At 74.2% G+C, this 25,585-nt stretch carries 19 protein-coding genes and 1 pseudogene; 14 read left to right on the top strand and 6 right to left on the bottom strand.

Features of this window, described 5'->3' with window-relative positions:
* Positions 1-9 precede the first annotated feature (9 nt).
* Positions 10-534: a YwqJ-related putative deaminase gene (locus tag OCT49_RS12870; RefSeq protein WP_283852013.1), complete on the bottom strand. Its 525-nt coding sequence runs from the start codon at positions 532-534 to the stop codon at positions 10-12.
* A 316-nt stretch (positions 535-850) separates the two neighbouring features.
* On the opposite strand from OCT49_RS12870, the gene OCT49_RS12865 reads away from it, so the two are divergent.
* The 4 genes and pseudogenes from OCT49_RS12865 (at position 851) to OCT49_RS12850 (ending at position 7,944) form a co-directional block, all read left to right on the top strand.
* Complete coding sequence (locus OCT49_RS12865) at positions 851-1,828, top strand: SMI1/KNR4 family protein (RefSeq protein ID WP_283855778.1); 978 nt, start codon at positions 851-853, stop codon at positions 1,826-1,828.
* Positions 1,829-1,833: 5 nt separating this feature from the next.
* Positions 1,834-4,657, top strand: a pseudogene (locus tag OCT49_RS12860) (SUKH-4 family immunity protein).
* 208 nt (positions 4,658-4,865) lie between these two features.
* Complete coding sequence (locus OCT49_RS12855; protein ID WP_283852012.1) at positions 4,866-5,759, top strand: cellulose-binding protein; 894 nt, start codon at positions 4,866-4,868, stop codon at positions 5,757-5,759.
* A 241-nt stretch (positions 5,760-6,000) separates the two neighbouring features.
* A complete protein-coding gene (locus OCT49_RS12850; RefSeq protein ID WP_283852011.1) occupies positions 6,001-7,944 on the top strand; it encodes a serine/threonine-protein kinase in 1,944 nt (647 codons plus the stop codon).
* Between the two features lie 89 nt (positions 7,945-8,033).
* On the opposite strand, the gene OCT49_RS12845 is transcribed toward OCT49_RS12850, so the two are convergent.
* Positions 8,034-8,666 (bottom strand): type III effector protein, encoded by a 633-nt coding sequence (locus OCT49_RS12845; protein WP_283852010.1) that lies wholly within the window; start codon positions 8,664-8,666, stop codon positions 8,034-8,036.
* 127 nt (positions 8,667-8,793) lie between these two features.
* On the opposite strand from OCT49_RS12845, the gene OCT49_RS12840 reads away from it, so the two are divergent.
* The 3 genes from OCT49_RS12840 to OCT49_RS12830 all read left to right on the top strand — a co-directional run bounded on the left by OCT49_RS12840 (position 8,794) and on the right by OCT49_RS12830 (position 10,233).
* Positions 8,794-9,225, top strand: a complete 432-nt coding sequence (locus tag OCT49_RS12840) for an Hsp20/alpha crystallin family protein (protein WP_283852009.1) — start codon at positions 8,794-8,796, stop codon at positions 9,223-9,225.
* A 99-nt stretch (positions 9,226-9,324) separates the two neighbouring features.
* Positions 9,325-9,720: a DUF2267 domain-containing protein gene (locus OCT49_RS12835; RefSeq protein WP_283852008.1), complete on the top strand. Its 396-nt coding sequence runs from the start codon at positions 9,325-9,327 to the stop codon at positions 9,718-9,720.
* A gap of 69 nt (positions 9,721-9,789) precedes the next feature.
* On the top strand, positions 9,790-10,233 hold the full coding sequence (locus tag OCT49_RS12830; RefSeq protein ID WP_283852007.1) for a DUF2267 domain-containing protein: 444 nt from the start codon (positions 9,790-9,792) through the stop codon (positions 10,231-10,233).
* 198 nt (positions 10,234-10,431) lie between these two features.
* Here the strand turns inward: OCT49_RS12830 and OCT49_RS12825 are convergent, their stop codons facing one another.
* Positions 10,432-12,021, bottom strand: a complete 1,590-nt coding sequence (locus tag OCT49_RS12825; protein WP_283855777.1) for a sodium/solute symporter — start codon at positions 12,019-12,021, stop codon at positions 10,432-10,434.
* A gap of 26 nt (positions 12,022-12,047) precedes the next feature.
* Positions 12,048-12,497 (bottom strand): DUF485 domain-containing protein, encoded by a 450-nt coding sequence (locus OCT49_RS12820; protein WP_283852006.1) that lies wholly within the window; start codon positions 12,495-12,497, stop codon positions 12,048-12,050.
* A 719-nt stretch (positions 12,498-13,216) separates the two neighbouring features.
* Between OCT49_RS12820 and OCT49_RS12815 the strand changes: the two genes are divergently transcribed.
* Positions 13,217-14,005, top strand: a complete 789-nt coding sequence (locus OCT49_RS12815) for an ABC transporter ATP-binding protein (protein ID WP_283852005.1) — start codon at positions 13,217-13,219, stop codon at positions 14,003-14,005.
* Complete coding sequence (locus OCT49_RS12810) at positions 14,002-16,593, top strand: ABC transporter permease (RefSeq protein ID WP_283852004.1); 2,592 nt, start codon at positions 14,002-14,004, stop codon at positions 16,591-16,593. The genes OCT49_RS12815 and OCT49_RS12810 overlap by 4 nt, the downstream gene beginning before the upstream one ends.
* A gap of 214 nt (positions 16,594-16,807) precedes the next feature.
* On the opposite strand, the gene OCT49_RS39825 is transcribed toward OCT49_RS12810, so the two are convergent.
* Positions 16,808-16,942, bottom strand: a complete 135-nt coding sequence (locus OCT49_RS39825; protein ID WP_349632788.1) for a hypothetical protein — start codon at positions 16,940-16,942, stop codon at positions 16,808-16,810.
* Entirely contained in the window at positions 16,939-17,184 is a 246-nt protein-coding gene (locus OCT49_RS12800) for a type II toxin-antitoxin system Phd/YefM family antitoxin (RefSeq protein WP_283852003.1), read from the bottom strand. Before OCT49_RS12800 ends, OCT49_RS39825 begins: the two co-directional genes overlap by 4 nt.
* Before the next feature lie 265 nt (positions 17,185-17,449).
* Between OCT49_RS12800 and OCT49_RS12795 the strand changes: the two genes are divergently transcribed.
* From OCT49_RS12795 to OCT49_RS12775, 5 genes are all read left to right on the top strand, one after another.
* The gene (locus tag OCT49_RS12795) at positions 17,450-17,701 is read left to right on the top strand and encodes a hypothetical protein (protein ID WP_283852002.1); all 252 of its coding nucleotides are present in this window, start codon (positions 17,450-17,452) and stop codon (positions 17,699-17,701) included.
* 10 nt (positions 17,702-17,711) lie between these two features.
* Complete coding sequence (locus OCT49_RS12790) at positions 17,712-19,643, top strand: AfsR/SARP family transcriptional regulator (protein ID WP_283852001.1); 1,932 nt, start codon at positions 17,712-17,714, stop codon at positions 19,641-19,643.
* Between the two features lie 4 nt (positions 19,644-19,647).
* Entirely contained in the window at positions 19,648-21,837 is a 2,190-nt protein-coding gene (locus OCT49_RS12785; RefSeq protein WP_283852000.1) for a TOMM precursor leader peptide-binding protein, read from the top strand.
* Complete coding sequence (locus tag OCT49_RS12780; protein WP_283851999.1) at positions 21,827-23,941, top strand: TOMM precursor leader peptide-binding protein; 2,115 nt, start codon at positions 21,827-21,829, stop codon at positions 23,939-23,941. Before OCT49_RS12785 ends, OCT49_RS12780 begins: the two co-directional genes overlap by 11 nt.
* Positions 23,942-24,003: 62 nt before the next feature.
* Positions 24,004-25,578, top strand: coding sequence for a nitroreductase family protein (locus OCT49_RS12775; protein WP_283855776.1), 1,575 nt, complete (start codon positions 24,004-24,006; stop codon positions 25,576-25,578).
* Positions 25,579-25,585: the final 7 nt, after the last annotated feature.

The raw sequence follows: 25,585 nt of genomic DNA, 5'->3' as shown, positions 1-25,585 counted from the left end.
GGCACGCGGTCAGCCCTTCTCGGCGGTGGTGGCCGCCCCGGTGGTCGTGAGGTCGACGGGGCGCACGCCGAAGTGGGCGAGCATCGGGGTGCAGGAGCGGCACGGCGGCGCGTAGCTGCCGTGCATGGGGTCGCCGTCCTCGCGGATGCGCCGCGCGGTGAGGCGGGAGTGCTTCAGGGCGCGCCGGGCCTCGCCGTTGGTCAGCGGCTTGCGCTGGGCGCGCTTGGAGCGGGTGGACTCGGCCGCGGTGAGGTGGCGGGAGAGCAGTATCGCCTCGGGGCAGCGGCCGGTGAAGCGTTCGCGCTGGCCGCTGGGGAGGGCGTCGAGGAAGTCCTGCACCAGCGGGTGCAGCACGGGGGGCCGGTCGCCCTTGCCCGCGGTGCAGGTGAGCGTTTCGCCGCGTACGGACAGCGCCGCGGCCACGGCCGGCAGGATGCCGTCGCGGCGGTGGTGCAGCAGGGGGGTGCGGCCGGCCGCGGTGCTGCTCCAGCTGAGGCGCGGATCCCCCGATGTGACTGATTGTGCGGTGTGCATGGTGCTTTCCCTCCCGTGCCCGCAGCGGCAGCTGCGCGTGGTGCACGCCCCCGAGTTGCGGTGACAGCCTGCCAAATGTCCGGGCTCGTGGGGAAGCTGGGGCAGTGAAACGTGTCTCCGTGTCGCTCGTCCGGGGCGGGGAGTCGCTCGTGCGTCACGGGAATGTGACGGTTGGTGACGGGTGTGGTGGGGGTGGCGTAGGACAGGTCACAGGGGCGAGACCCGCCCTTGCGCCACCGCATAGGCTGTCCGCGGAGCGTCGCCCATGGACGGGCGGTCGGTCCTCATCAGCCAGACGCAGCAGGGGGCAACCGCCATGACGACAGGTCGGCTCGGGCAGCAAGCCGCGCCACCGAACGCGGCCTACGCCGGGCAGCTCGTGCATTTCCCGGACCCGGTCCGGGCGTCCCGCCACCCCGGGGGCGTGCGGATGGACGAGCGCGGGAGCCCGGTGTTCGCGCCGTACGCCCGTGCTGCCGCCGAGATCGCCGAGCCGCCGGAGGGTTTCGGCGTCGACGAGCTGCGGCTGACGGACTACGTCTCGGCCAACGCGGCGCTGGCGGCGAGCGGCCACGAGCTGTGGGACACGATTCCCGCGGTCGCGACGCCGCACGGCTGGACCTGGCACCACGTGCCCGGTGGCCGGCGGATGGAGCTGGTCCCGGTCGAGGTCAAGGCGCTGCTCAGGCATCACGGCGGTCTCGCCGGTGCCGCGGTCGACCACGACAAGCGGGGCACCCGCCCGTTGCAGGAGACCCGGCCCGCGCACTTCCGGCTGCCGAAGGGCGCCGTGGCGGTGAGCGAGACGCAGATCCAGGGCGTGGAGGAGGACCTCGGTTACCGGCTGCCCGGGGCGTACCGTTCCTTCCTCAAGGCGGCGGGCGGTTCGGCCCCGGTCGGCACGGCGCTGGACGCGGAGCTGGGCCTCCTGGTCGACCAGCCGTTCTTCACGGTGCGTGAGGAAGCGGCCGTGAACGACCTGGTGTACGTCAACAAGTGCCTGCGGGACCACCTCACCAAGGACTACCTGGGCGTCGGTTTCGTCCAGGGCGGCATCGTCGCGGTGAAGGTGCGGGGCAACGGTGTGGGTTCGGTCTGGTTCTGCGCGTACGACGACGCCCGGGACCGGGACGGCTGGAACGTGCAGGAGCGGGTGGACCGGCTGCTGCTTCCGTGCGGTGCCGATTTCGACGCCTTCCTGCAGCGGCTGGCGGGCAACCCGCCGGAGCTGGAGACCGTGGCGAACCTGATGGTGGACGGCGGCTTCGCGCGGGCCGTCCCGGTGGAGGGGTGAGCGCGATGGTGACCTTTGCGCAGGCGCAGGAACGCGCGGACGAGTGGATCAACGGCGACGTGCCCGCGTACCAGCACCGTGAGGTGCGGGTGCGGGAGTTCGAGCTGGGCTTCGTCGTGTGGGCCGAGGACCGTGCCGAGGGGCCGGTTTCGGACGGCGGCCGGCAGCGGATGGTGATCGCCCGGGACAGCGGTGAGGCCACCTTGTGGCCGGGGCTGCCGGTGGGCGAGGTGATCCGGCGGTACGAGGAGGAGTACGGCGGGAGCGACGTGGCGGCGCCCGCCGCTCCGGAGCCGCCGCAGCGCATCGATCTGAACCAGACGTCGTTCCTGTTGAGCCCTCCGGAGTGGCTCCAGGAGGCGGCCGACAAGCTGGGCATCCCGGACAGGCGTGAGAACCGGGGGCAGGACGAGTCCTCCTCGGCTCCTTCCGCTCCTGCCCCTTCGGCCGCTCCCACTCCTCCGGCTGCTCCTGCCCCTTCGACTCCTCCCGCCCCTCCGGCCTCTTCGACTCCTCCGCCGTTCGCGGCCCCGTCCTCCGGGGGCCAGGGGTCGCAGGGCGGCGGGCGGGTCCCGTACGAGCCCACCGCCAACGACGGCGTCCCGGCGTCCGCGCCGAGCACCCCGGCGTCCGCGCCGAACGTGCCCGACGGTGCCACCCCCTGGGCCGGTACGGACACCAACGCGCATTCCGACGACGGAGCGGTGCCGCTGCCGGCCACGGTGTTCGCGCCGCCGCTCTCCGGCGCCGACGACGAGAACACCCCGCCGCCGGTCGTACCGGCCGACGCGCCGACCGCGCTGATGTCCGGCGGCAGCCAGCTGCCCCCGACGGCGCTGGTTCCCGGCCTGGGCCGGCCGGGCGCGGCCACCCCGCCCCCGCCCGGCGCGCCGGGCGTCCCTCCGGGCGCTCCCGGTATGCCGGGCGTTCCGCCGGGCCCTCCGGGCCCCGGTGCCGGTGACATCGCGGACGCGGCCACCAGCAAGGCCGCCGTGCCCCCGCGCGGTCCGCGCGGGGAGGCCCTCGGCCCCGCCGCCGCCCGGTGCCCCCGGCACCCCGGGCGCCAGGCCCGGCGTTCCCGTGCCGCCGCCCTCGGGGCCGGGTGCGCCCGGTGCTCCGGCGGGCGGGTACATGCCGACCCAGCTCGCTCCCCAGACGGGTGGCCCCGGTGCGCCGCAGCCCCCTGGTCCGCCCGGTCCTCCTGGTCCTCCTGGTGCGCCGGGTGCGCCGGGTGCGCCTGGGACGCCTCCGCCTCCGCCGGGTTCGACGCCGCCTCCGGGTGGTGGTGTGCATCATGCGGCGACGATGTTGGCGGATCCGAGTGCGATGGGTGGTCCCGGTGCGCCGCAGCCGCCGGGCCCGCCCGGTCCTCCTGGTGTGCCGGGGGCCGCTGGTGCGCCGCAGCCCCCTGGTCCGCCCGGTCCTCCTGGTGCGCCGGGTGCGCCTGGGACGCCTCCGCCTCCGCCGGGTTCGACGCCGCCTCCGGGTGGTGGTGTGCATCATGCGGCCACGATGTTGGCGGATCCGAGTGCGATGGGTGGCCCCGGTGCGCCGCAGCCGCCCGGCCCGCCCGGTCCTCCCGGCGCCCCGGGCGCGCCGCAGCCCCCCGGTCCTCCTGGTGCGCCGGGTGCGCCTGGGACGCCTCCGCCTCCGCCGGGTTCGACGCCGCCTCCGGGTGGTGGTGTGCATCATGCCGCGACGATGTTGGCGGATCCGAGTGCGATGGGTGGCCCCGGTGCGCCGCAGCCCCCCGGCCCGCCCGGTCCTCCCGGCGCCCCCGGTGCTCCCGGGATGCCGCCGGGACGGCACACCCCGCCGCCCGCCGCGTACGGCTATCCGCAGGCGCCGACCGGTCAGCCGACCGTCGGCCCCGGCTACCAGGCCGTGCTGCGCTACCGCGCGCCCGACGGCAGCGAGCAGCAGCTGATCCGCCGCTCGGCGCCCGGCACCCCGCACCCCGAGTGGCAGATGCTGCACGAGCTGCGGGCCATGAACGTGCCGCCGCAGCAGGTCATCGAGCTGCACACCGAGCTGGAGTCCTGCGAGCTGCCCGGCGGTTACTGCGCGCGGATGATCCGGGAGACCTGGCCGCAGGTGCGGATCACCAGCGTCGCCCCGTACGGCACGGATCACGCCAGCCGTCAGCAGGGCATGCAGCACCTGCTCACGCACCAGGGCGAGCTGCACCAGGTGGCGGACGGCCCGGCCCGTCCGGCGCCGGTGCGGGCCCCGCTGCCGCAGGTGCCGCCCGCGCCGCAGGTGCCGCCGGAGGCCGTCGCCGAGGAGCTGGCGCAGGCCTTCGGGCCGCAGGGCATCCTCCGGTTCGACCAGCGGTCCGTGTCGCGGCAGGGTGTGCCCGAGGAGGTGGCGCGCACGCTGGTGTGGGGCGGGCTGCCGGCGGACTTCGGTCCGTTCTTCTGGGCGCAGCCGGGGCAGCCGGTGGTGCCGACGCTGGCCGAGCTGGCCGCGCAGCGTCAGGTGCAGGCCGCTCCGGACGCGGGGTCGTACCTCGTCATGGGGTCCGACTTCGGGCGGGCGCTGTGTGTGCAGTACGGCACCGCGAACATCGTGGCCGTGCCGGTCGAGGCCGGGCCCGGCGGGCAGTCGGTGCCGCCGCAGTTCGTGAACACCGGGCTGCCGGAGTTCCAGCGGTCGATGGCGCTGCTGGGCCGGATGTGGCGGCTGCGCTTCGGGCTCAACCCGGAGCAGGCGGGTCGTTGGACGGTCGACTTCCAGGCACAGTTGGCGGCGCTGGACGCGGCGGCGCTGGCGTCGCCGGAGAGCTGGTGGTCGGTGCTCCTGGAACAGATGTGGGACGGGTTGATCTGACCCGGCAGGTTCCGTGCGGTGCCCGGCTCCTCCCCGAGGGGCCGGGCACCGCCCTGTGCGCGGCGGGTCACGGACCGTGCGGGGCGGCCGGCCTGTGATGCCCGTCGCTTCCGTCCGGAAAGCAGTTGATCGATTCCGACTTCTTGACCAATTGCCGCATCCTTGACGTAATGCCGGTGGTCGGAGAGTCGGAAAGAGGCGTCAAGGGATGAGTTCTGCACGGGTGTCCGCGCATGGCTTCGTCGGCGTACGGGGACGTGGCTACCGTCCGGAGCAGGTGGACCGTTTCGTGGCCGGGCTCTCGGCCGAGCGGGACGCGGCGCTGGAGGAGCTGGCCCGGCTCACGGCGCTGGTGGAGGAGTTGTCGGCCGAGTCGGTGCGGCTGGGCGAGGTCGTCGCCACGCTGGCCCCGCAGGAGTACGAGTCGCTGGGCGGCCGTGCCCGGCAGATCCTGGCGCTCGCCCGGGAGGAGGACCGGGCCCTGCGGGAGGCTGCCGAGGGGGAGGCGCAGGCGTTGCGGGACGCGGCGGCCGAGGCGGGCGCGGCGCTCGGCGAGTCGGCGCGTGCGGATGCCGCGGCGATGCGGGAGGCGGCGGAGAAGTACGCCGACGAGACGCTGGCCGTGGCCCGGGGCACCGCCGGGAGGACGGTCGAGGAGGCGCGCGAGGAGGCCGCCCGGGTGCGGGCGGAGGCGGAGGCCACGATGGTCTCGACGGCCGAGCGCACCGCGAGCGTCCTCGCCCACCAGGAGCAGGAGCATGCCGAGCGGTGGCAGGCGGCCGAGCAGGAGCTGGCCGAGGCCGAGGCCGCGCAGGCGGCGCGGCACGACGAGGAGATCCGGCGGGCGGAGGACGACCTGGCGGAGGCGCGGCGGGCGCTCGCGGAGGCCGAGGAGGCGGCGCGACACGGCCAGGAGGACGCCGAGGCGCGGGGCGCGGAACTGATCGCGGAGGCCCGGGTCCGTGAGGAGCGGGTGGTGCGGGAGACGGAACGGATACTGCGGGAGCACGAGGAGGCCCGGGAGGAAGTGCAGGCGCACATGACGCACGTACGGAACTCGCTCGCGGCGCTGACGGGCCGGGTGGTCCCGGCGGAGGACTGAGGCTGCGGGGACGTGCGCGGCGGTCCGGGTCATCGTCCCGTACCGTCCGCATCGCGTTGTCCCGCCCGTACCGCATCAAGTCGGCCCGCCCCGCATCACGTCGACACCGTCCCCGCCCCCGCTGCGGATTTTTTGATTCCGCTCAACCGGCGATTGTTTGAACGCAGTTGGGGTGGTCGTGCGCCCGTTCGGGCTGGGTTAACCTGTGGCCATGCACGGGGGGCCTGAACAAGAGTCACATTTGCGGGGCAGTGGAGCGGAGCCGACGGAGCCGGACGACCCCCGGCGGATCGGCTCCTTCAGGCTGCTCGGCGTGCTCGGCGTCGGCGGCATGGGCCGGGTCTACCTCGGTGCCTCGGCGGGGCGGTACGCGGCCGTCAAGCAGGTGCTGCCGGTGCTCGCCGCGGACAAGGACTTCCTGGCCCACTTCGGGCACGAGCTCGACAACCTCGCCAAGCTGCCGGCCGGTGTCAGCGCGCGGCTGCTGGCCAGCGACCGCACGGCGCAACCGCCGTGGTTCGCCACGGAGTACATCCCCGGCGTGACCTTGAGCGACGCGCTGCGGCTGAACGGCGGCCCGCTGCCCGCCGACAGCCTCTGGCGGCTGCTGCGCGACGGGGCGAAGGGCCTGAGTGCCGTGCACGCCGCGCGCATGGTGCACCGCGACCTCAAGCCCTCCAACGTCATGCTGACCCTCGACGGGGTGTCCCTGATCGACTTCGGGGTGGCCCGGGCGGCCGACCAGAGCCGGGTGACCAGGACCGGCATGGTCATCGGGACGCCCGCCTACATGGCTCCCGAACAGGCCCTGGCCGAGCGGGATCTGACCGGTGCGGCGGACGTGTTCGGACTCGCCGGGCTGCTGCTGTTCGCGGCGAACTGCCGCCCGCCGTTCGGCGACGGGTCGGGGCCGGGCCTGTTCTACCGCATCGTCCACACCGAGCCCGACCTCGGCCGGCTGCCCGGGATCGATCCGGAACTGTGCGCCCTGGTCGAGGCGTGTCTGGCCAAGGACGCCGCGGACCGGCCCACCGCCGCCGAGATCGCCGAGGCCACGGACGCCCATGTGCCCGCCGCCGCGACGGAGTTGTGGCCGTCGGCCGTCACGGAGCGGATATCCGAACGGGCGGCGTTCGCGGCGACCCCGCCACCGGCCGACGAGCCGGAACCGGAACCGGAGCCCGAACCGGAGCCCGGCCCGGAGCCGGACGCGCGCGCCGCGGCCACGGCCGTGAGGATCGACCGGTCCGGGGAGGCCGAGGGGGAGGGGAGCGGGGGCGGGGCGACCGGCCCCCTGGCCCGCAAGCCGCGTGAGCGCCGCCGCCCCCGGCTGCTGATCGTCGCGCTCCCGATCGTGGTGGCGGGCACGACCGTGACCATCGCGCTCGGGCCCTACCAGATCGGCCCCTCCCGGGGCTCGGACAACGCCGGTTCGGCGCCCTCGATCACCGTTTCGCCGACCGGGCCCGGCGCGGACGCCCGCTCCCCGGGGGCCGAGGCGTCGCCCTCCCGCTCGTCCGGTTCCGCGCCGGCCTCGCGTTCCGCCTCGCCGGGCAAGTCCGGGGACAAGTCGAGGAACGGCGACGACGGAAAGGGCGCGGGCGCCGGGGACGGCGGCGGCGCCGGGGACGGCGGCGGCACCGGGGACTCCGGTTCCGGCGGTTCCCAGGGCGGCTCGGGTTCGGGGTCCGGTTCCGGCTCGGGTTCGGGCTCCGGCGGTTCCGGCGGCTCCGGCTCCGGTTCAGGCGGCTCGGGCGGCGGTGGACAGGTACCGGCGCCGTCGGGGCAGTACTACCTCAAGAACGTCTCCGTGAAGCGGTGTCTGGGGGAGTCCTACTCCGACTTCGGGAACTCCATGATCATGAGCTCGGTGTGCGGCGAGCCCGCGCACAACGGGGCCAAGCTCTCCTACAAGTGGACGTACCGGCCCACCTCCGGCGGCGAGTTCGAGCTGGTCGGCCAGGGCAGCGGCAGATGCCTCAAGTCCAACGGCTACGCGGGGCTGCGCACCGAGGCCTGCAACTCCTCCGACTCCCAGACCTGGCGGATCGGGGCCAGGACCTCGAACGGCCACACCCTGGTGAACGTCGCCGAGAACCGCTGCCTCCAGGCGTTCAGCACCATCGGCTTCCAGATGGCGGACTGCAACTCCTCGAACGCGGAACAGCTGTGGCGCAACTCCTGACGGCCGACGGCCCACGACCGACAACCGCCGGCTGACGACCGCTGACCGCCGACCGACGCCTGACCACCGCCGACCGACGGCTGACGGGTTCAGGGGGGTGTGAGGGTGTCGAGCCGGGTGGCGAGGTCGGGGTGGGAGGCGGCCAGGTGGGGGCGGGTGGCGGCCAGGGGGGCGATGAGGTCGGCGGGGTCGTCGTGGGCGAGGGCCGCGTGGAGCCTGTCGAGCGGGCGGCGGGCGGCGGCGGGGAGGTCGGTGAGGGCGGTGATCTGCCCGGCGAGGCGGCGCAGGTCGGCGGCGTTGGTGCGGGCCCAGGTGACAGTGGAGCGTTCGGCGGCCCGGGCCTGGCGGGTGGCCGTCACGCGCTGCTCGCCGGTGGTCCCGGCGGGGCCGGGGCGGCCGCGCAGGTAGCGGCGTTCGGCCGCCTGGCGGCTGGCGACACCGAGGGGGTGGGCGAGGTCCGCCCAGCTGGCGCCCGCGTCGCGGGCGGTTTCGATCAGGCCGGTCTCCCACCCGGCGAGCTGCTCGCGCACCTGCCGCAGCAGCATCAGCGAGGCCAGCGCCTGCTCCGGGCCGGGACCGGGGCCTCCGGGCGCGTCCGGAGAGTCCCGCTGGGCGCCCCGCAGTGCGTCGTCTATGGCGCTGAGGGCCGCCGCGGCGGCGAGGAACGACGCCGGACCGTGGGCGTTCGTGCCGGTCGTGGGCGGTTGCTCGGCTGCGGTCACGGCCACCTCCCTGGGGTTGTCATCCTGTCGACGACATTGTGTTTGTCATCCATTGGATGACATGTTACAACAGTGTCAGTGAGGCGCATTGGCAGCAACTGCCTGAACCTGTTGGAGGTGTTTCACGATGTTGATGCGCACCGACCCCTTCCGTGAGCTGGACCGGCTGGCGCAGCAGCTGATGGGCCCGGGCACGTGGTCCCGCCCGTCGGCGATGCCGATGGATGCCTACCGCGAGGGCGACGAGTACGTGGTGGCCTTCGACCTTCCCGGTGTCGGCGCCGACGCGATCGACATCGACGTCGAGCGGAACATGCTCACCGTCAAGGCCGAACGCCGACCGGCGGCGAAGAGCGACGACGTGCAGATGGAGCTGTCCGAGCGGCCGCTGGGCGTCTTCTCCCGCCAGATCGTGCTCGCCGACACCCTCGACACCGAGCACATCCAGGCCGACTACGACGCGGGCGTGCTCACCCTGCGCATCCCGATCGCCGAGCGCGCCAAGCCCCGCAAGATCTCCATCGGCGTCGGTTCCGGCCAGAAGGAGATCTCCGGCTGACACCGGCCGGACGAGTGCGGAGGACGGGCACCCGATCCCTCCTCCCGCACCGCCTCCGCACTCCCCGGCGGTCCCGAAGAGGAAGGGGCAGCGGTCGAGATGGCTCTGCGACGTGAGGCGTTCCTCGCGCACGTGAAGGAACGCGGCGAATACGGCACCACGGAGGAGGCCGAGCGCGCGGCCCGCGTGGTGCTCGGGCTGCTCGGCGCGCACCTGGTCGGCGACGTCCGCGCCCATCTCGCGGCGCGCCTGCCGGAGGGCTTCGCCCTGATCCTGCTCAACCCGCTGCAGAGCGCCGAACCGCTCTCCCCGGAGCGGTTCGTCCGGGCGACCGCCGCCTGGATCGAGGGCGCCACCGAGCGGACCGCGGCCTGGGACGTCGGCGCCGTGCTGTCCACCGTCGCCGACGCGGCCGGCGACGAGCTGCTGGGGCAGATCCTGCTTCAGCTCCCCGCCGGTTACGACCTCCTCTTCGGGCGCCCCCAGCCCACCTGACCGTGACGGGTGGTGCCGCATCCCGGCACCACCCCACCCATCCCGGCTCCACGAAAGGCATGCACCGCAGTGATCTCCGATGCGCGCGTACCGCTTGAGGACCAGCAGCCGTACGGGGCGGCGTACGAGCAGATGCTGGAGAAGGTCCGTTACGAAGGCGCCTACCCCACCCGTGAGCGGGCCGACGAAGCCGTCCGCCTGGTCCTCGCCGGGCTGGGGCGGCAGTTGACCGGCGACGAACGCGTCGATCTCGCCGCCCGGCTGCCCCTGGAGGCCGCCCGTGTCCTCACCGCGCAGATACCCGACACCCGGCCCCTGACCGGCTGGGCCTTCGTCAAGGACCTCGCCGCCCGCACCGGCGCCTCCCTGGCCACCACCCGCTGGGACACCGGATCCGTCTTCTCCGCCGTCGCCGCCCACGCAGGCCCCGACCTCGTCACCCGCATCCTGGGGCAGCTGCCCACCGGCTACGCCCTGCTGTTCGGCCGCGCCGAGCTCGCCCCCGCCGCGTAGCCGGGGAGGCGCGCACCGGGGGCGGGCGCGATGGCCGACCCATGGCCAGGTCATCGCCTTGCGCCGCAAGGTGATGACCGGTCTTCTTGTGCCGCATGACAAAGGGGCTGCCCGCCAACGCCGACCGGTAGGGCTTCGCCGGTCGGCGGCGGGGCGGCGGGGCTTCGCCGGTCGGCGCCGGGTGGGGCGGAGGCGCGTTCAGTGGCGCGACACCGGTGGTGCTCCCGCCAGGATCCGGGGCTCCTCCGCCTGGTAGAGGCGGCGGGCCCCGGGAGCCGTGTGGCGGGGGAGGACCGTGCCGAGCCAGCCCGCCAGGAAGCCGGCCGGGATGGAGACGAGGCCGGTCGTGGTGTACGGGAACCAGTTGAAGTCGTGGTCGGGGAAGACCGAACCGGGCGAGCCGGAGACCAGGTTGGTGCCGGTGATCAGGACCAGTACGGAGAGCGTGCCGACGACGAGGGTGCTGAGCAGTCCGGTACGGGTGAAGCGGCGCCAGAAGATGCTGTAGATGAGCGCCGGGGCCAGCGCGGACGCGCCGACGCAGAACGAGAGCGTGGCCAGGGCCTGCACGTTCCAGTGCCGGGCCAGGACGGCGAGCGTGGTGGCGAGCAGGCCGACGGCGATCGCGGCGGCCTGGGCCGTACGCATCTCGGACAGGCCGGCCAGCGGCTTGCGGTCCGGGCGGCGCACCCCGTGCAGGCCGTGGGCGAACAGGTCGTGCGCCAGGGAGTTGGCGCAGGCGAGGATCATCGCGGCGACGGAGGCGAGGAGCGTCAGGAAGATCGCCGTCGTCATGGTCGTGACGATCAGAGCCCCCGCCCGGCCGCTGCCCGCGACGACGCCGCTGATCTGGAGGATCGCGCTGTTGCCGGAGGCGCCGGCCTCGGTGATGCGCTCGTGGCCGACGAGGGCGCCCGCGCCGAGGCCGATCACGACGAGCAGCAGACAGATCGTGGCGACCACCCCGACCGCCCAGGACAGCGAGCGGCGCATGGCCGCGGTGGAGCGGGCGCTCGTCATGCGCATGGTGACGTGGGGCAGGCAGGCGGCGCCGAGGACCACGGTGAGTTCGGAGCTGACCATGTCGAGCCCGCTGCCCTCGAACTGGAGCCCCGAGCGCAGATAGGCGGCCCCGGCCCCGCTGCTCTGCCGGGCGGCCCCGAGCAGGGCGCCGGTGTCCCAGCCGAACCGGTCCATGACCAGTACGGCGATGGTGAGCGAGGCGACGAGCAGGACCACGGTCTTCACGATCTGGATCAGCGCGGTGCCCTTCATGCCGCCGATCGCCGAGTAGCCGATCATCAGGGTGCCGAGGCCGATGATGGCGCCGGTGCGGAATCCGGAGCTGTCGAAGCCCAGGATGAAGGACAACAGGTCGCCGCTGCTGGCGAGTTGGACGACCATCATGGGGACGAGCGCGGCGAGGGTGACCGCACAGGCGGTGATGCGGACGGCGCGGCCGGGGGTGCGGCGCACGAGCAGGTCGCCCATGGTGAACCCGCCCGCGTTGCGCAGCGGTTCGGCCAGCAGGAACATCAGCAGGACGAGCGAGAGCGTGATGCTCAGGGCGAGGATCGTGCCGTCGTAGCCGGTGAGGGCGATGATGCCGGTGGTGCCGAGCACGGTGGCCGCGGAGAGGTAGTCGCCGGCCAGGGCGAGACCGTTGTACAGGGGCGGGAGCGAGCGGGAACCGGTGTAGAACTCGTCGAGGTCGTCGCGGTCCGGGCCGGTCATCACGCAGAGCAGCAGGGCCACCGTGGCCACGGCGAGGAAGGCCACCAGGGACATCGACTGCGCGGAGTCGTCGAACACGTTCACCGGGCCTCTCCCGCTCTTCGGATCCGGGCGGCGAGCGGGTCGACCGTGCGGCGGGCGGTCCGTTCGTACCGGGCGACGGCGAGGACCGTCACGGGGATCTGGCACAGCCCCAGCGCGAGGCCGACGTTGAGGCCCCCGGGCAGGGACTGGCCCATCAGCCCCTTGGCGAAGCCGGAGAGCAGCAGGAAGGCGAGGAAGTAGCCGAGCGTGGTCAGGACCGCGACGCGGCGCAGCGAGCGGTACGAGGTGCGCAGCCGGCGCAGGTCGCTGTGCCGGCCGGGGGTGGGCGGGGGCGCGTCGGACGGGTCGTCGGGTGCCGGAGGGCCGGAGTTCTGCCGGGGCGGCAGGGGGTCCGGGGCGTGCGGGGGCCGGTGCCGCGGGGGCTGTTGCGGCAGCCGTCCGGGCCAGGAGGAGTACGGGGACGGGGGCGGTGCTCCGTGCGACATGGGGGGCTGCTCCTTGCAAGGCTCGGTTCCTGGTCCGGACGGCAAGGCAGGAGTGCGGTGGTGCGGTCGGAAGCGCGAACATTACTCGTGAGTACGGCCGTTGGGGAGGGGGTGGCCCGAATTACCGGTGGTAATGACCTGGTCCGGTGGGGCCGTGGGAACCGGTGGTGCGGGTGGTTCCGGCGGGATTCCTTCCCCGTGCACGTACCCGCCGGGGTCGTCCTCGGGCGGGAGGGCCGCGACGGGTGCCGCGCCGCTGCTGAGGAGCGTGGCCGGTGAACGTCGTGGTGCCGGGCGGCTGCACCCGTGGGTGCAGTCCCTGAGAAGGGCCTGCACCCCGGGGGCGATACCCCTAGGGGGAGCTCCCCCCATCCGGGCAGGGGCCGTTCCTCCCGGCGGAGGACGTGGCCGCGGGGGGCCGTTCCTTAGCGTGTTCCTACATCGAGAAAAACGGCTCGAACCCGTCGCGGAAGCGGCGGGCCGCAAGGGGGGAGGGCGGGGGAGACCCCGCTCCCGGGGTGGGGAAAACCCCACCCGAGGACTGCGCCGCGCACCAGTGCGCAGGCCCCGTCCGAACCAGCAGGCTTCATGGCACCGGCACACCGGGCGACGGGGCCCGCGAAAGCGCCGGACCATCTCGCGCGCCGGACGGCACCCGCCGACCGCCGCACACACGCACGCACACGCACACACCGATCGATACACAGGGGGGCAGCACCGTGACAACGGCTGTGACCATTCCCAGGCACGGGGACACTGGCGGGAGTACGGCCGTTGCCGCACGAGCGCGGCAGGTCGTCAAGGCGTACGGGTCGGGGGAGACCCGGGTCGTCGCGCTCGACCACGTCGACGTGGACATCGCCCGCGGGCGGTTCACGGCGATCATGGGGCCGTCCGGTTCCGGCAAGTCGACCCTGATGCACTGCCTGGCCGGCCTGGACACCGTCTCGTCCGGGCAGATCTTCCTCGCCGAGACCGAGATCACCGGGCTCAAGGACAAGAAGCTCACCCAGCTGCGGCGGGACCGGATCGGCTTCATCTTCCAGGCGTTCAACCTGCTCCCCACGCTCGACGCGCTGGAGAACATCACGCTGCCGATGGACATCGCGGGCCGCAGGCCGGACGCGGACTGGCTGCGCCAGGTCGTCGAGACCGTCGGCCTGGGCGAGCGGCTGCGGCACCGGCCCACCGAGCTCTCCGGCGGCCAGCAGCAGCGCGTCGCGGTGGCCCGGGCGCTCGCCGCCCGGCCGGAGATCATCTTCGGCGACGAGCCCACCGGGAACCTGGACTCGCGGGCCGGCACCGAGGTGCTGGGCTTCCTGCGCAGGTCGGTCGACGAACTGGGCCAGACCATCGTCATGGTCACCCACGACCCGGTGGCCGCCTCCTACGCGGACCGGGTGCTGTACCTCGCCGACGGGCGCATCGTCGACGAGATGCACAACCCGACGGCCGACCAGGTCCTCGACCGCATGAAGGACTTCGACGCGCGCGGGCGGACGTCATGACCGTCTGGAAGACATCGAGACGCAATTTCCTCGCCCACAAGGGACGCATGGCGCTCTCCGCCGTCGCGGTCCTGCTGTCGGTGGCGTTCGTCTGCGGGACGCTCGTCTTCACCGACACCATGAACACCACGTTCGACAAGCTCTTCGCCGCGACGTCCGCCGACGTCACCGTCAACCCGAAGGACTTCGAGGGCCACGACGAGGCGGCCGCGGCCAACGGCAGGCCCGCCACGATCCCCGCCTCCACCGTCGAGCGGGCCGCGTCGGCCACCGGCGCGCAGTCCGCCGAGGGCGCCGTCGTCAGCATGTCCGTGACCGTCGTCGACCGGCACGACAAGAACATGGGCTCGTCCACGGGCGCCCCGACGATCGCGGGCAACTGGACCCGGAACGACCTGCGTTCCATGGAGATCGCCTCCGGCCACGCCCCGCGCGGCCCGACCGAGGTGATGGTCGACGCCGACACCGCCGACAAGCACGGCCTGAAGCTCGGCGACGAGCTGCGCACCATCACCGCCTCCGGTGACATCGAGGCGCGGATCAGCGGCATCGCCGCCTTCAAGGTCACCAACCCCGGTGCCGCGGTCGTCTACTTCGACACCGCCACCGCGCAGAAGAAGCTGCTCGGCAAGTCCGACGTCTTCAGCCTGGTCTCCGTGACCGCGAAGGACGGCGTCAGCGACGAGGAGCTGAAGAAGAACGTCGCCGCGGCGCTCGGCGGCACGGCCGACTACGAGCTCCAGACCCAGGAGGAGGCCGCCGCGGCCAGCAAGGACTCGATGGGTTCCTTCCTCGACGTCATGAAGTACGCGATGCTCGGCTTCGCCGGGATCGCCCTGCTCGTCGGCATCTTCCTGATCGTCAACACCTTCTCGATGCTGGTCGCCCAGCGCACCCGCGAGATCGGCCTGATGCGGGCCATCGGCTCCAGCCGCAAGCAGGTCAACCGGTCCGTGTTGATCGAGGCGCTGTTCCTCGGCGTCGTCGGCTCCCTCCTCGGCATCGGTGCCGGGATCGGCCTCGCCGTCGGCCTGATGAAGCTCATGGGCGCCGTGGGCATGGAGCTGTCCACCGGGGACCTCACGATCGCCTGGACGACCCCGGTGGTCGGCCTCGCGCTCGGCATCCTCGTCACCGTCGTCGCCGCGTACTTCCCCGCCCGCCGGGCCGGGAAGATCTCCCCCATGGCCGCCCTGCGCGAGACCGGCACCCCGGCGGACGGCCGCGCGGGCCGGGTCCGGGGCGCGATCGGCCTGGTCCTCACGCTCGGCGGCGGCGCCGCGCTCCTCGCCGCGGCGAGGGCCGACGAGTCGGGGCGGGGCTCGATGCTCCTCGGGGCGGGGGTCTTCCTCACCCTGATCGGGTTCATCGTGATCGGCCCGCTGCTGGCCGGTCTGGTGGTCCGGGTGCTGAGCGCGGTCATGCTGCGGATGTTCGGCCCCGTCGGCCGGCTCGCCGAACGCAACGCCCTGCGCAACCCGCGCCGCACCGGGGCGACCGGCGCAGCCCTGATGATCGGCCTCGCGCTCGTCGCCTGCCTCTCGGTCGTCGGCTCCTCCATGGTGGCCTCCGCCGGCGAGGAACTCGACAAGTCGGTCGGTGCGGACTTCATCGTCCAGCCGTCCGGTGGTGGCGGCGGCGGACAGATCGTCGAGCAGGCCGTGAAGGCGCTCAAGGAGGTGCCGGACATCGAGCACCTCACCGAGTACAAGGTCGTCGCCGCCTCCGTCACCGCCCCCGACGGCACCACCGTCGACGACGCCCTGACCGCCGTCGACCCCACGTACAAGGACGACGTCCGCCGCGAGACCGTCTCCGGCGAGCTGGCCGACGCGTACGGCAAGGGCGCCATGTCGGTCGGCGAGACGTACGCCGATGAGCACCACGTCAAGGTCGGGGACCGGATGACCGTCGCCTTCGAGGGCGGCGAGACGGTGAAGCTCGAGGTCGCCGCGATCACCACGGACGACGTGAACATCGACAAGGGCGCGATGTACATCGGCCTCACGGCCGCCAGGCAGTACGTCCCCGCCGACGTCCTGCCGGACAACACGGTCATGTTCGCCAAGGCCGCGGACGGCAAGGAGAAGGAGGCGTACACCGCCCTCCAGGACGCCCTCGCCAAGTACCCGCAGTACGAGGTGCGCAACCAGGCCGACTTCAAGGAACAACTGCAGGACCAGATCGGCCAGTTGCTGAACATCGTCTACGGGCTGCTGGGACTCGCGATCATCGTCGCGGTGCTCGGCGTGGTGAACACCCTGGCCCTGTCGGTGGTCGAGCGGACCCGCGAGATCGGCCTGCTGCGCGCCATCGGCCTCTCCCGCCGCCAGCTGCGCCGGATGATCCGCCTGGAGTCGGTGGTCATCGCGGTCTTCGGCGCCCTGCTCGGCCTCGGCCTGGGCATGGGCTGGGGCATGGCCGCCCAGAAGCTGCTGGCCCTGGAGGGCCTCCGCGCCCTGGACATCCCGTGGCCGACGATCCTCACGGTCTTCGTCGGCTCGGCCTTCGTCGGCCTGTTCGCCGCACTGGTCCCGGCCTTCCGCGCGGGCAGGATGAACGTCCTGAACGCGATCGCCACCGACTGACGCGGCCCCCGCCGGTCCGACGGGGCGCCCCGTCGGCGGCGCGGCGGCCCACGTAGGATGACTGACCGGTCCGGCCCCGGGGTGTTCCTCCAAACACCCCGGGGCCGGACCCGTTTCCGGTGCCGCCGTCAGGCGGGCAGGACGGCGACGTCGTACTTGGGGATCCACTGGTCGCGGGTGACGAGCGTCATCGATCCGAGCTGGGCCTGCTCGATCACGATCCCCGCGGGGTCACGGCACTGACACAGACCTCGGGTCCGCCGCGCAGCAGGTTCTTCAGGCCGTCGGACAGTTCGGGCGAGGCGTCCAGCCACCACAGGACGACGTGGGTGTCCAGAAGCAGCTTCATCCGCGCATCCCGAACGCGTCGGCGATGTCGTCGGGAAGGCCGTCGAAGTCCTCGGCGATGCGGATCCGCCCCCGGAGCACCCCGTAATCGGTCCGGTCGGCCCCGGGGCGCAGCGGCACGACCTTGGCGATGGGCTCGCCCGCCCTGCTGATCACCACCTCCTCGCCGGTCTCGACCTGCTGCAGGATCCGGGAGAAGTGGGTCTTGGCCTCGTGCACGTCGTACTGCCGCGCTGCTGCCACGACTGCCTCACAGGGAAGGGGGGCGGAGGGGACTAAAAGTGGACCAAGTGTGAACTAAGGGTAGTCCCGCCGTCGTCGAGCGGACAACGGCAACTCTTCGTTCCCCGGCGCACCGTTTCGGACACGGTGGCCGGGTCCGTTGCACGAAGCTGCCGCGGGCCGTGCAACAAGCTGACACGACGGGCCCCGTTCCCGTGCCCTTGCCACTGGCATCGTCGTCGCTGCCGGGAATCCCCGGCGGGACGCAACAGCCGAAGGGGAAAACGTGTTCAGGTCTTCGCTTTCGCGGCGGCACGCCGGCGCTGCGCGCACTGCCGCCGTCACCGGTCTCGTCCTCGTCTCGCTCGCGCTCTCCACCGGGGCCGCCACCGCGGCGGACACCGGTTCCCCGGCCCCGCGGCACCCGGCGGCGCACGACGTCGGGGCGTTCTGCGAGCGGGTGGCGGAACTGACGGACCGGCTCCCCCTGCCCGCCGCACCCGTGACGGTGTGCACGCTGGTCAACGGCTGGGACTAGGCCCGCCGTGATGAGGTTTCAGCTGCTGGGGCCGCTGACCCTCGCCGACGGCCCCGAATCCGTGGTGCTCCAGCCGTCGAAGCCGACGATCCTGCTGGCCGCGCTCCTCCTGCACGCCAACGCCGTGGTGTCCGCCGATTACCTCCAGCGGGCCGTGTGGGGCGAGGAGCAGCCGGCCACCGCCAAGGCCGCGCTCCAGACCTGCGTCCTGCGGCTGCGCCGGCTCTTCGCCAAGCACGGGGTGACCGAGACGTCGATCGAGGCGGTGCCGGGCGGCTACCGGATCACCGCCGAGCCGCACTCCCTGGACCTGCTCGGCTTCCGGGACCAGGTGCGGCGGGCGGTGCTCCTGTCGGACGACCCGGAGGCGGAGCTCTGCGCCCTCAAGGACGCGCTGTCGCTGTGGCAGGGCTCGCTGCTGGCCAACGTGCGCTCCGACGTGCTGCACCGGGACGAGGTGCCGCGGCTGGCCGAGGAACGGCTGCGCAGCGTGGAGCGGGTCTGCGACCTGCTGCTGGGCCTGGGCCGTTACGGGGAGGCCCTCGTCGAACTGTGGACCGCTACGCGCGTATACCCCGGCCACGAGCGGCTCCACGAGCAGCTGATCGAGGCGCTCTACCGGACGGGGCGGCAGACCCAGGCCCTCGCGGAGTACCGCAGGGTCAAGGAGTTCCTGCTGGACGAGCTGGGCGTCGACCCCTCCCCGGCCCTCCAGCAACTGGAGCTCGCGATCCTGCGCGGCGAGGACCCGGGGACGACCGGCCGGACGGCCCGGCTCCCCGGCGACCCCCGGCTCCCCGACGCCGACCGGCCGCACCCCGTCGCCGTGCGGGTCGTCGAGGGCGAGGTGGTCGCGGGCCGTGCCCCGTCCGCCCCGGCTCCGTACCCGGCCGCCGTCGCCGTACCGGGAACGGGTGCCGTGGCCGTACCGGAACCGGCCGTACCGGAACCGGGCACGCAGGTGCTGCCGGAAGCGGTCGTGCCCGTGCCGGTGCCCGCCGTGCCGAACTTCACCGGCCGGGACGCCGAGACCGCCGCCATGGCGGCCCGCCTCACCGCCCCCGACGCACCCGGCGAGGACGGCCGGCACCCGCTCGCCGTCCTGGTGTCCGGCGCGCCCGGCATCGGCAAGTCGGCGCTCGCCCAGCACGTCGCCCACCTGGTGCGGGACGCCTTCCCGGCCGGCCGGCTGCTCGTCCGGATGACCCGCCCGGACGGCGAACCCCGCCCCGCCGCCGCACTCGCGGCCGAGGTCACGGCGGCCCTGGACCCCGGCCGGACGGCCGGACGCGCCCTGCTCGTGCTCGACGACGTGGTGGACGCCGACCAGGTGCGCCCGCTGCTGCCCGCCGTCGCCCGGGCCCGCGGAGCGGTGATCGTGACCAGCCGGATGGGGCTCGCCGGGCTCGTCGCCACGCACGGCGGCTGGGTGCACCGGCTCTCCGCGTTCACCGGGCAGGAGTCGTACGCCCTGCTGCGGTCCGTGCTCGGCGCCGAACGCGTCGAGGCGGAACCGGAGGCCGCGCACCGGCTCGCCGCGCTGTGCGGCCACTTCCCGTTCGCGCTGCGCATCCTGACGGCCCGGCTGCTGACCCGGCCCGCACTGGGCCTCGGCGACGCCGTCGGCTGGCTGGCCGAGGACCCCCTCGCCCGGCTCGCCCTCACCGACTGCCCGGGGCTCTCCGTGACCGGCCTCCTCGACGGCGCGCTGAACCGGCTCGACCCGCGGCTCTCCGAGGCGTTCTCGCACCTCGCGACCGTGCCCGGGGACACCTTCGCCGCCCGGGACGTCCCGGGCGTCACCGAAGCGGTGCTGGAACGGCTGGCCGACGCCGGACTGCTGGAGGACGGCCCGCCGGGCCCGTACCGCATCCATGAACTGCTCCGTGTCTACGTACGAAGAACCGACCAGGAACGCATCCGCCGCACAGAGAAGGTGTGACCCCATGGCCGAGAGTGCCGAGACTGCCGCAACCGCTGCGACCGGGACGTTCGACGCGCTCGCCGCGACCCGGCCCCGCGTCCGCCGGGACGTGCTGTTCACCGAGACGCCCGGCGGCGTGCTCTTCCACAACGCCGACGGCGGATTCCACCTGGCCGGCCGCACCGCCTACCGCTTCGCCTCGCTCGTCGTCCCGCACCTGACCGGCCACCACCGGCTCGACGAACTGTGCGCCGGCTTCGGACCGGGACAGCGGGCGATGGCGGCGGAGCTGGTCAGGACCCTGTACGAGCGGGAGTTCGCCCGCGACGTGCCCGAGGCCGAAACCACGGCCGCGGACGGGCCGGTCCCGGACGAGGTGGCGCAGCGGTTCGCGGCCCAGATCGCCTACCTCGACCACTACGCCGACGGGGCGCCGGAACGCTTCGCCCGCTTCCGCGCCACCCGGGTCGCCATGCTCGGCGACGACGCGGTCGCCCGGTGGTGCGCGCTGAGCCTGCTGCGCAACGGGTGCGTACGGATCGGCACGAGCGCGCACTTCGCCGAGGTCGCGGACGAGGCGGAACGGACGGCGGCCCGGGCGGACACCGTCGGGGCCGGGGCGGGGGCCGGCTGGGCGGACCTGGAGGGCTACGACGTCGTCGTGCTCACCGGCGCCGGTTCCGGGGCCCGCACCCACCGGCTGCTGGCCGCCGGCGTCCCCGAGGGCCGGACCCTGATCCCCGCCTGGCTGTTCGGCGAGCGGCTGCTGGTCGGCCCGCTCGCCACCGCCTCCTCCACCGGCTGCTGGTCCTGCGCCGTGCTCCGGCTGGGCGGCAACGTGTCCGCCGGGCAGGCCGCCGAACTCTGGAGCGGGGCGGCGGGCGCCGCACCGGTGGCCGGGGACGAGGTGTCCGGCCCGGTCTCCGCGATGGTCGGCAACCTCCTCGGCTACGAGATCTTCCGCCTCACCACGGGCGCCCTGCCCGCCGAGACGGCCGGCCGGGTCCTCGTCCAGGACCTGGCCTCGCTCGACGTCGTGTCCGAGCCGGTCCAGCCGCACCCCCGCTGCCTGCGCTGCACCGCCCCGGACCCGGTTCCGGCGGCCCCGCAACCGCCGGACGGGCTGGCGCTCCCGGCCACCCCGACCGTGGACACCGCCCGCGACGCGGAGGCCGTGGTCGAGGAGCTGAACCGGATCGGCGCGGCGCTGGTGCGCCCGTACACCGGGGTCTTCAACCGCTACGACGACGAGGGGCTGACCCAGACCCCGCTGAAGATCAGCCGGGTGGAGGTGGCGCTCGGCGCCGGGACACGACGCCGGATCGCCGCCTTCGACGTGCACCACCTGGCGGGCGCGCGGATGCGGGCGCTGTACGCGGCGGCGACCGCGTACGTGGAGCACGTGGTGCCGCTCGGCCCGGACGGGGGCGCGGCGGCGGACCGGGAGCTGGGCCCGGACGCGCTGACCACCGGCGGCGGGAGCGGTGTCCGGCCGGACGCCTGGACGGTCGCGACCTCGCTGACCGGCAAGGACCCGGTGCGGGTGCCGGCCGCGGCCGTACGGAGCTTCGGGGCGCACAACCGGGGCCGGGCCCACCTCGCGACGTCGGCGGGTTCGGGCGCGGGCGCGGACGCGCGGGAGGCGGCGGGCGTCGGCCTGATGTCGGCGCTGGCGCACGACGCGCTGCTGCGGGCGGTCCGGGGCACGACGGTGGTGGGCCCGGTGGCCGCCGACGACGACCCGGAGCTGGTGTTCCTGCTGAAGTCCGCGGCCAACCTGGACCTCGCCGTCGAGCTGCTGGACCTGGGGGAGGGCGCGCGCACCTCGGCCCAGGTGGTGCTGGCCCGGGAGACCGGGGGCGAGGGGCGCTGGGCGGTCGGCGCCGGGCTGTCCCGGCGGGCGGCGGCCTGCGCCGCGCTGCGGGACCTGCTCGGTCCGGTGCAGCTGGCGGCCGAGGACCCGGACGCGGACGTCGACCCGGGCGACCCGCTGGTGCGCGACCTGGCCGCCGCGAGCATCGCGGTGACCGGCGCGGAGGTCCCGGCGGACGGGACGGCCACCACGTTCGACGCCGTCCTCGACCGGCTCCGGGACGCCGGGCGCGACGCGCTGTACGTGCCGACCACCCCGGCCGACCTCGCCGCGGGCGGCATCAGCACCGCCCGGGTGCTGCTCACGACGGACGGCGAGGACGGCCCCGATGCCCGCTGAGTCCCCGGTCCGAACGGGGCCGGACGCGCGGGCGGGGGCCGGTGCGCCGTCGGTGCCGGACGCGCCCTGGGCCGCGTCCGCGCGCACCCTCGCGGCGCTGCTCCGGGAGGCGCTGGCCCACCACGGCACCCCGCCCCCGCTGGACGTCGCCCCGCTCGGCGTGCACGACGCCTTCGCACCCGGAGCGGCCGGAACGGCCGACGCGCATGGCGTGCCCGGCGGGTCCGATGCGGCCGGTGGGGTCGACGAGGCTGCTGGGGCCGATGCGGCCGACGGGGCCAGCGGTGCCGGCGTGCCCGGTGCCGAACTCCCCGTACCCGTCCGGTTCTACGGGCGGCACGTCGTCCTCGGTCCCTTCGCGCCCCCCGGACCCCCCGACCGGCCCGCGTCCCCCGCCCGGCCCGTCTGCCCGCACTGTCTGGAACGGCGCTGGCAGGCCGCCCGCTCCGTCGCGCTGCGCGAGGCGCTGGAGCTGGGCTCGGGCACCCGGGCGGCCGGGGAGGCCCCCCACCTCACCCCGTTCGCCGCGCACGCCCTCGCGGGGGTCCTCGCCGCCCGGCTCGACGGCGCGGGACCGGACACCGGTGCCCTGCCCGCCGTGCACCTGGTGGACCTGGAGACCCTGCTGGTGCGCCACTACCCGCTGGTCCCCGACCCGGAGTGCCCGCGCTGCGGGGCGCCGGAACCGGACACCGCCGAGGCCGCCGAACTCGTCCTGCGCCCCGCGCCCAAGCGCCGCCCCGGCGGCTTCCGGGTACGGGACATCGAGGAGTACGAGCTGCCCGTCGAGCCGTACGCCAACCCGGTGTGCGGCTCGCTCGGCCCGTCCGTCGTCCAGGACGTCTCCTCCACCTCCACCTCCGCCACCATCGGCTGCTTCTCCATGCGGTCGGGGGAGTACCTGCGCGAGACCTTCTGGGGCGGCCACGCCGACACCTTCGCCGAGAGCATGCGCATCGGCGTCCTGGAGGGGCTGGAGCGGTACGCGGGCATGCGCGCCCGGTCCCGCCGGGCCCGGATCAAGGACTCCCTGAACGCGCTGCGCGCCCGGGGCGAGCACGCGCTCGACCCGCGGGTGTGCGGGCTGTACTCCGACGCGTTCCACCGTGCCAACCCCCGCGTCACCCCGTTCTCCCCGGACCGGGCGATCCCCTGGGTGCACGGCTGGTCCCTGCGCGACGGGCGCGCCGTCCTGGTGCCCGAGGTCCTGACGTACTACCACGCGCCCGGCCTGGAGAACCGCTTCGTCCAGGAGAGCTCCAACGGCTGCGCCTCCGGGGGCTGCCCGGAGGAGGCCGTCTACTTCGGGCTGATGGAGCTCGTCGAGCGCGACGCGTTCCTGCTCGCCTGGTACGGGCGGGCCGCCCTGCCGGAGATCGACCCGCGCACCAGCCGCCGCCCGGCCACCCGGCAGATGGTCGACCGGCTGGAGATGTACGGCTACGAGGCCCGCTTCTTCGACACCCGGATCTCCTTCCCGATCCCGGTCGTCACGGGGGTCGCCGTGCGCCGGGACGGCGGCCTCGGCCTGATGTGCTTCGGCGCGGGCGCCGGACTCGACCCGGAGGCCGCCCTGGCCGGGGCGCTGTGCGAGATCGCCACCGACGCGGTGAACCTGCGCCGCCGCACCGAGGACGACCTGGCCCGGCTGTCCGCCATGGCCGAGGACTTCCACCGCGTCGAGGCGCTGCACGACCACCCGCTGGCGTACGGCATACCGGAGATGGGCCGCCACGCGAGCTTCCTGCTCGGCGAACCGGGGGCGCCGCGCCCGCCCCGGCGCTCCTTCGACGAGCTGTACGGGGACGGCTCGGTGCTGCCCGTCTCCGACGACCTGCGCGAGGACCTGACCCGGTGCGTGGACGCCGTCACCGCCGCAGGGTTCGACGTGATCGTCGTCGACCAGACCATGCCGGAACAGCGCGGACTGGGCCTGACCACGGTCGGCGTCATCGTGCCCGGACTGCTGCCGATCGACTTCGGCTGGACCCGGCAGCGCGCGCTCGGCATGGACCGGCTGCGCACCGCCCTGCGCGAGGCCGGACTGCGCGCGCACGACCTCGCCGACGCCGACCTCAACCCCGCCCCGCACCCCTTCCCATGACCGACGCCGACTCCAGCCCCTGCCCCCGCCCCGCACCCCTTCCCGTGACCGAGGAGCCCGCCATGGGGTACGCCCATGAATACGCCGACGCGATCCTGCACCGCGGCCGGGTCCCGATGGACCCCGCCGACTTCGTGCCGAACTGGCAGGACGGCCCGCGCAAGGCCAAGTTCTACCCCGGCGTCGACAGCCTTCCGCTGCCCGACTGCACCTACCCCGCCGACGCCTCGCTCGACCGAGGACTGGGCCAACAGGCGGATGCACCGGGTGAGTTCGACCTCACGCTGCTGTCCGGGATGCTCCGCGACTCCTACGGGCTGACCGGCCGCCGGCTGGGCGTCCAGGCCAACACCGACCTCAGCGCCCTGCCGCACTACCCGCTCGCCAACTGGTCCCGGGGCTCCGCGTCCGGCGGCGGCCTCTACCCGGTCAGCGTCTACTGGGTCTCCGGGCCGAGCGGCCCCGTACCGCCCGGTGTGCACTACTACTCCACCCGGCACCACGCCATGCAGCGGCTGCTGACCGGCGACGTGTCGGGCGACGTGCGCGAGGCGCTCGGGGACGGGGCGCCGGGCCCGGACACCGACCAGTACCTGGTCCTCGGCATCAAGTACTGGCAGAACGCCTTCAAGTACAACAACTTCTCCTTCCACGCCGTGTCCATGGACCTCGGCGCCTGCGTGCAGACCTGGCGGATGTGGGCCGGTGCCCGCGGACTGTCCGTCGAACCCGCGCTCTGGTTCGACGAGGAACGGCTCGGCCGGCTCCTCGGCGTGGACACCCGGGAGGAGGGCGTCTTCGCCGTCGTCCCGCTGAAGTGGGCCGGCGCCGCCGCCCGCCCCGCGTCCGCCGCCCCGATCTCCGTGCGCCACCGCGACCGCGAACGCTCGCGCACCGTCCTCGTCTTCGACGCGCTGCGCCGGATGCAGGCCGTCACCGCCGCCGGCGCCACCGACCGCCCCGACCCGGCGGCGCTCGCCCCGGCCGCCGCGCACCCCGCCGGCCCGGACCGCGCCGAGGTGGCGCTGCCGCCCGCCCCGCCGCTCGACACCGACGTGCGCACCGCGCTGCGCGCCCGCCGCAGCAGCTTCGGCCGCTTCGACGCCCAGCACCCCATCAGTGCCGGGCAGTTGGCGGCCTGCCTGGCCGCCTCCACGGCCGGTGCGCGGCTCGGCGGGGACACCGGCGGGCAGCGGCTGGCGAAGCTCTACGCCTTCGTCGGCCACGTCGAGGGCATCGAGCCCGGCGCGTACGAGTACGACCCCGACGCGCACACCCTGCGGCTGGTGAAGGCGGGCCGGCCGGGGGAGTTCCTGCAGAAGAACTACTTCCTGTCGAACTACAACCTGGAGCAGGCGGCCGCGGTCCTGGTGCCCACCGTCCGCACCGACGCCGTCCTCGACGCCGTCGGGGACCGCGGCTACCGCCTGGTCAACGCCACCGTCGGGGCGATCGCCCAGACCGCCTACACCGCCGCGTCCGCCGTGGGCACCGGGTGCGGCGTGGCGCTCGGCTTCGACAACATCTCGTACATCGAGGAACTCTCGCTCGCCGGGACGGGCGAGGCGCCGCTGTTGATCATGATGATCGGCAACGAGCGGCCCGCCCCGGCCGACTTCCGGTACGAGATCGCCTGAGGGCCCG

Source organism: Streptomyces sp. ML-6 (assembly GCF_030116705.1).
Lineage (GTDB): Bacteria > Actinomycetota > Actinomycetes > Streptomycetales > Streptomycetaceae > Streptomyces.
The sequence above is the reverse complement of the archived record's forward strand: the minus strand, read 5'-3'. Positions and strand labels throughout refer to the sequence as shown.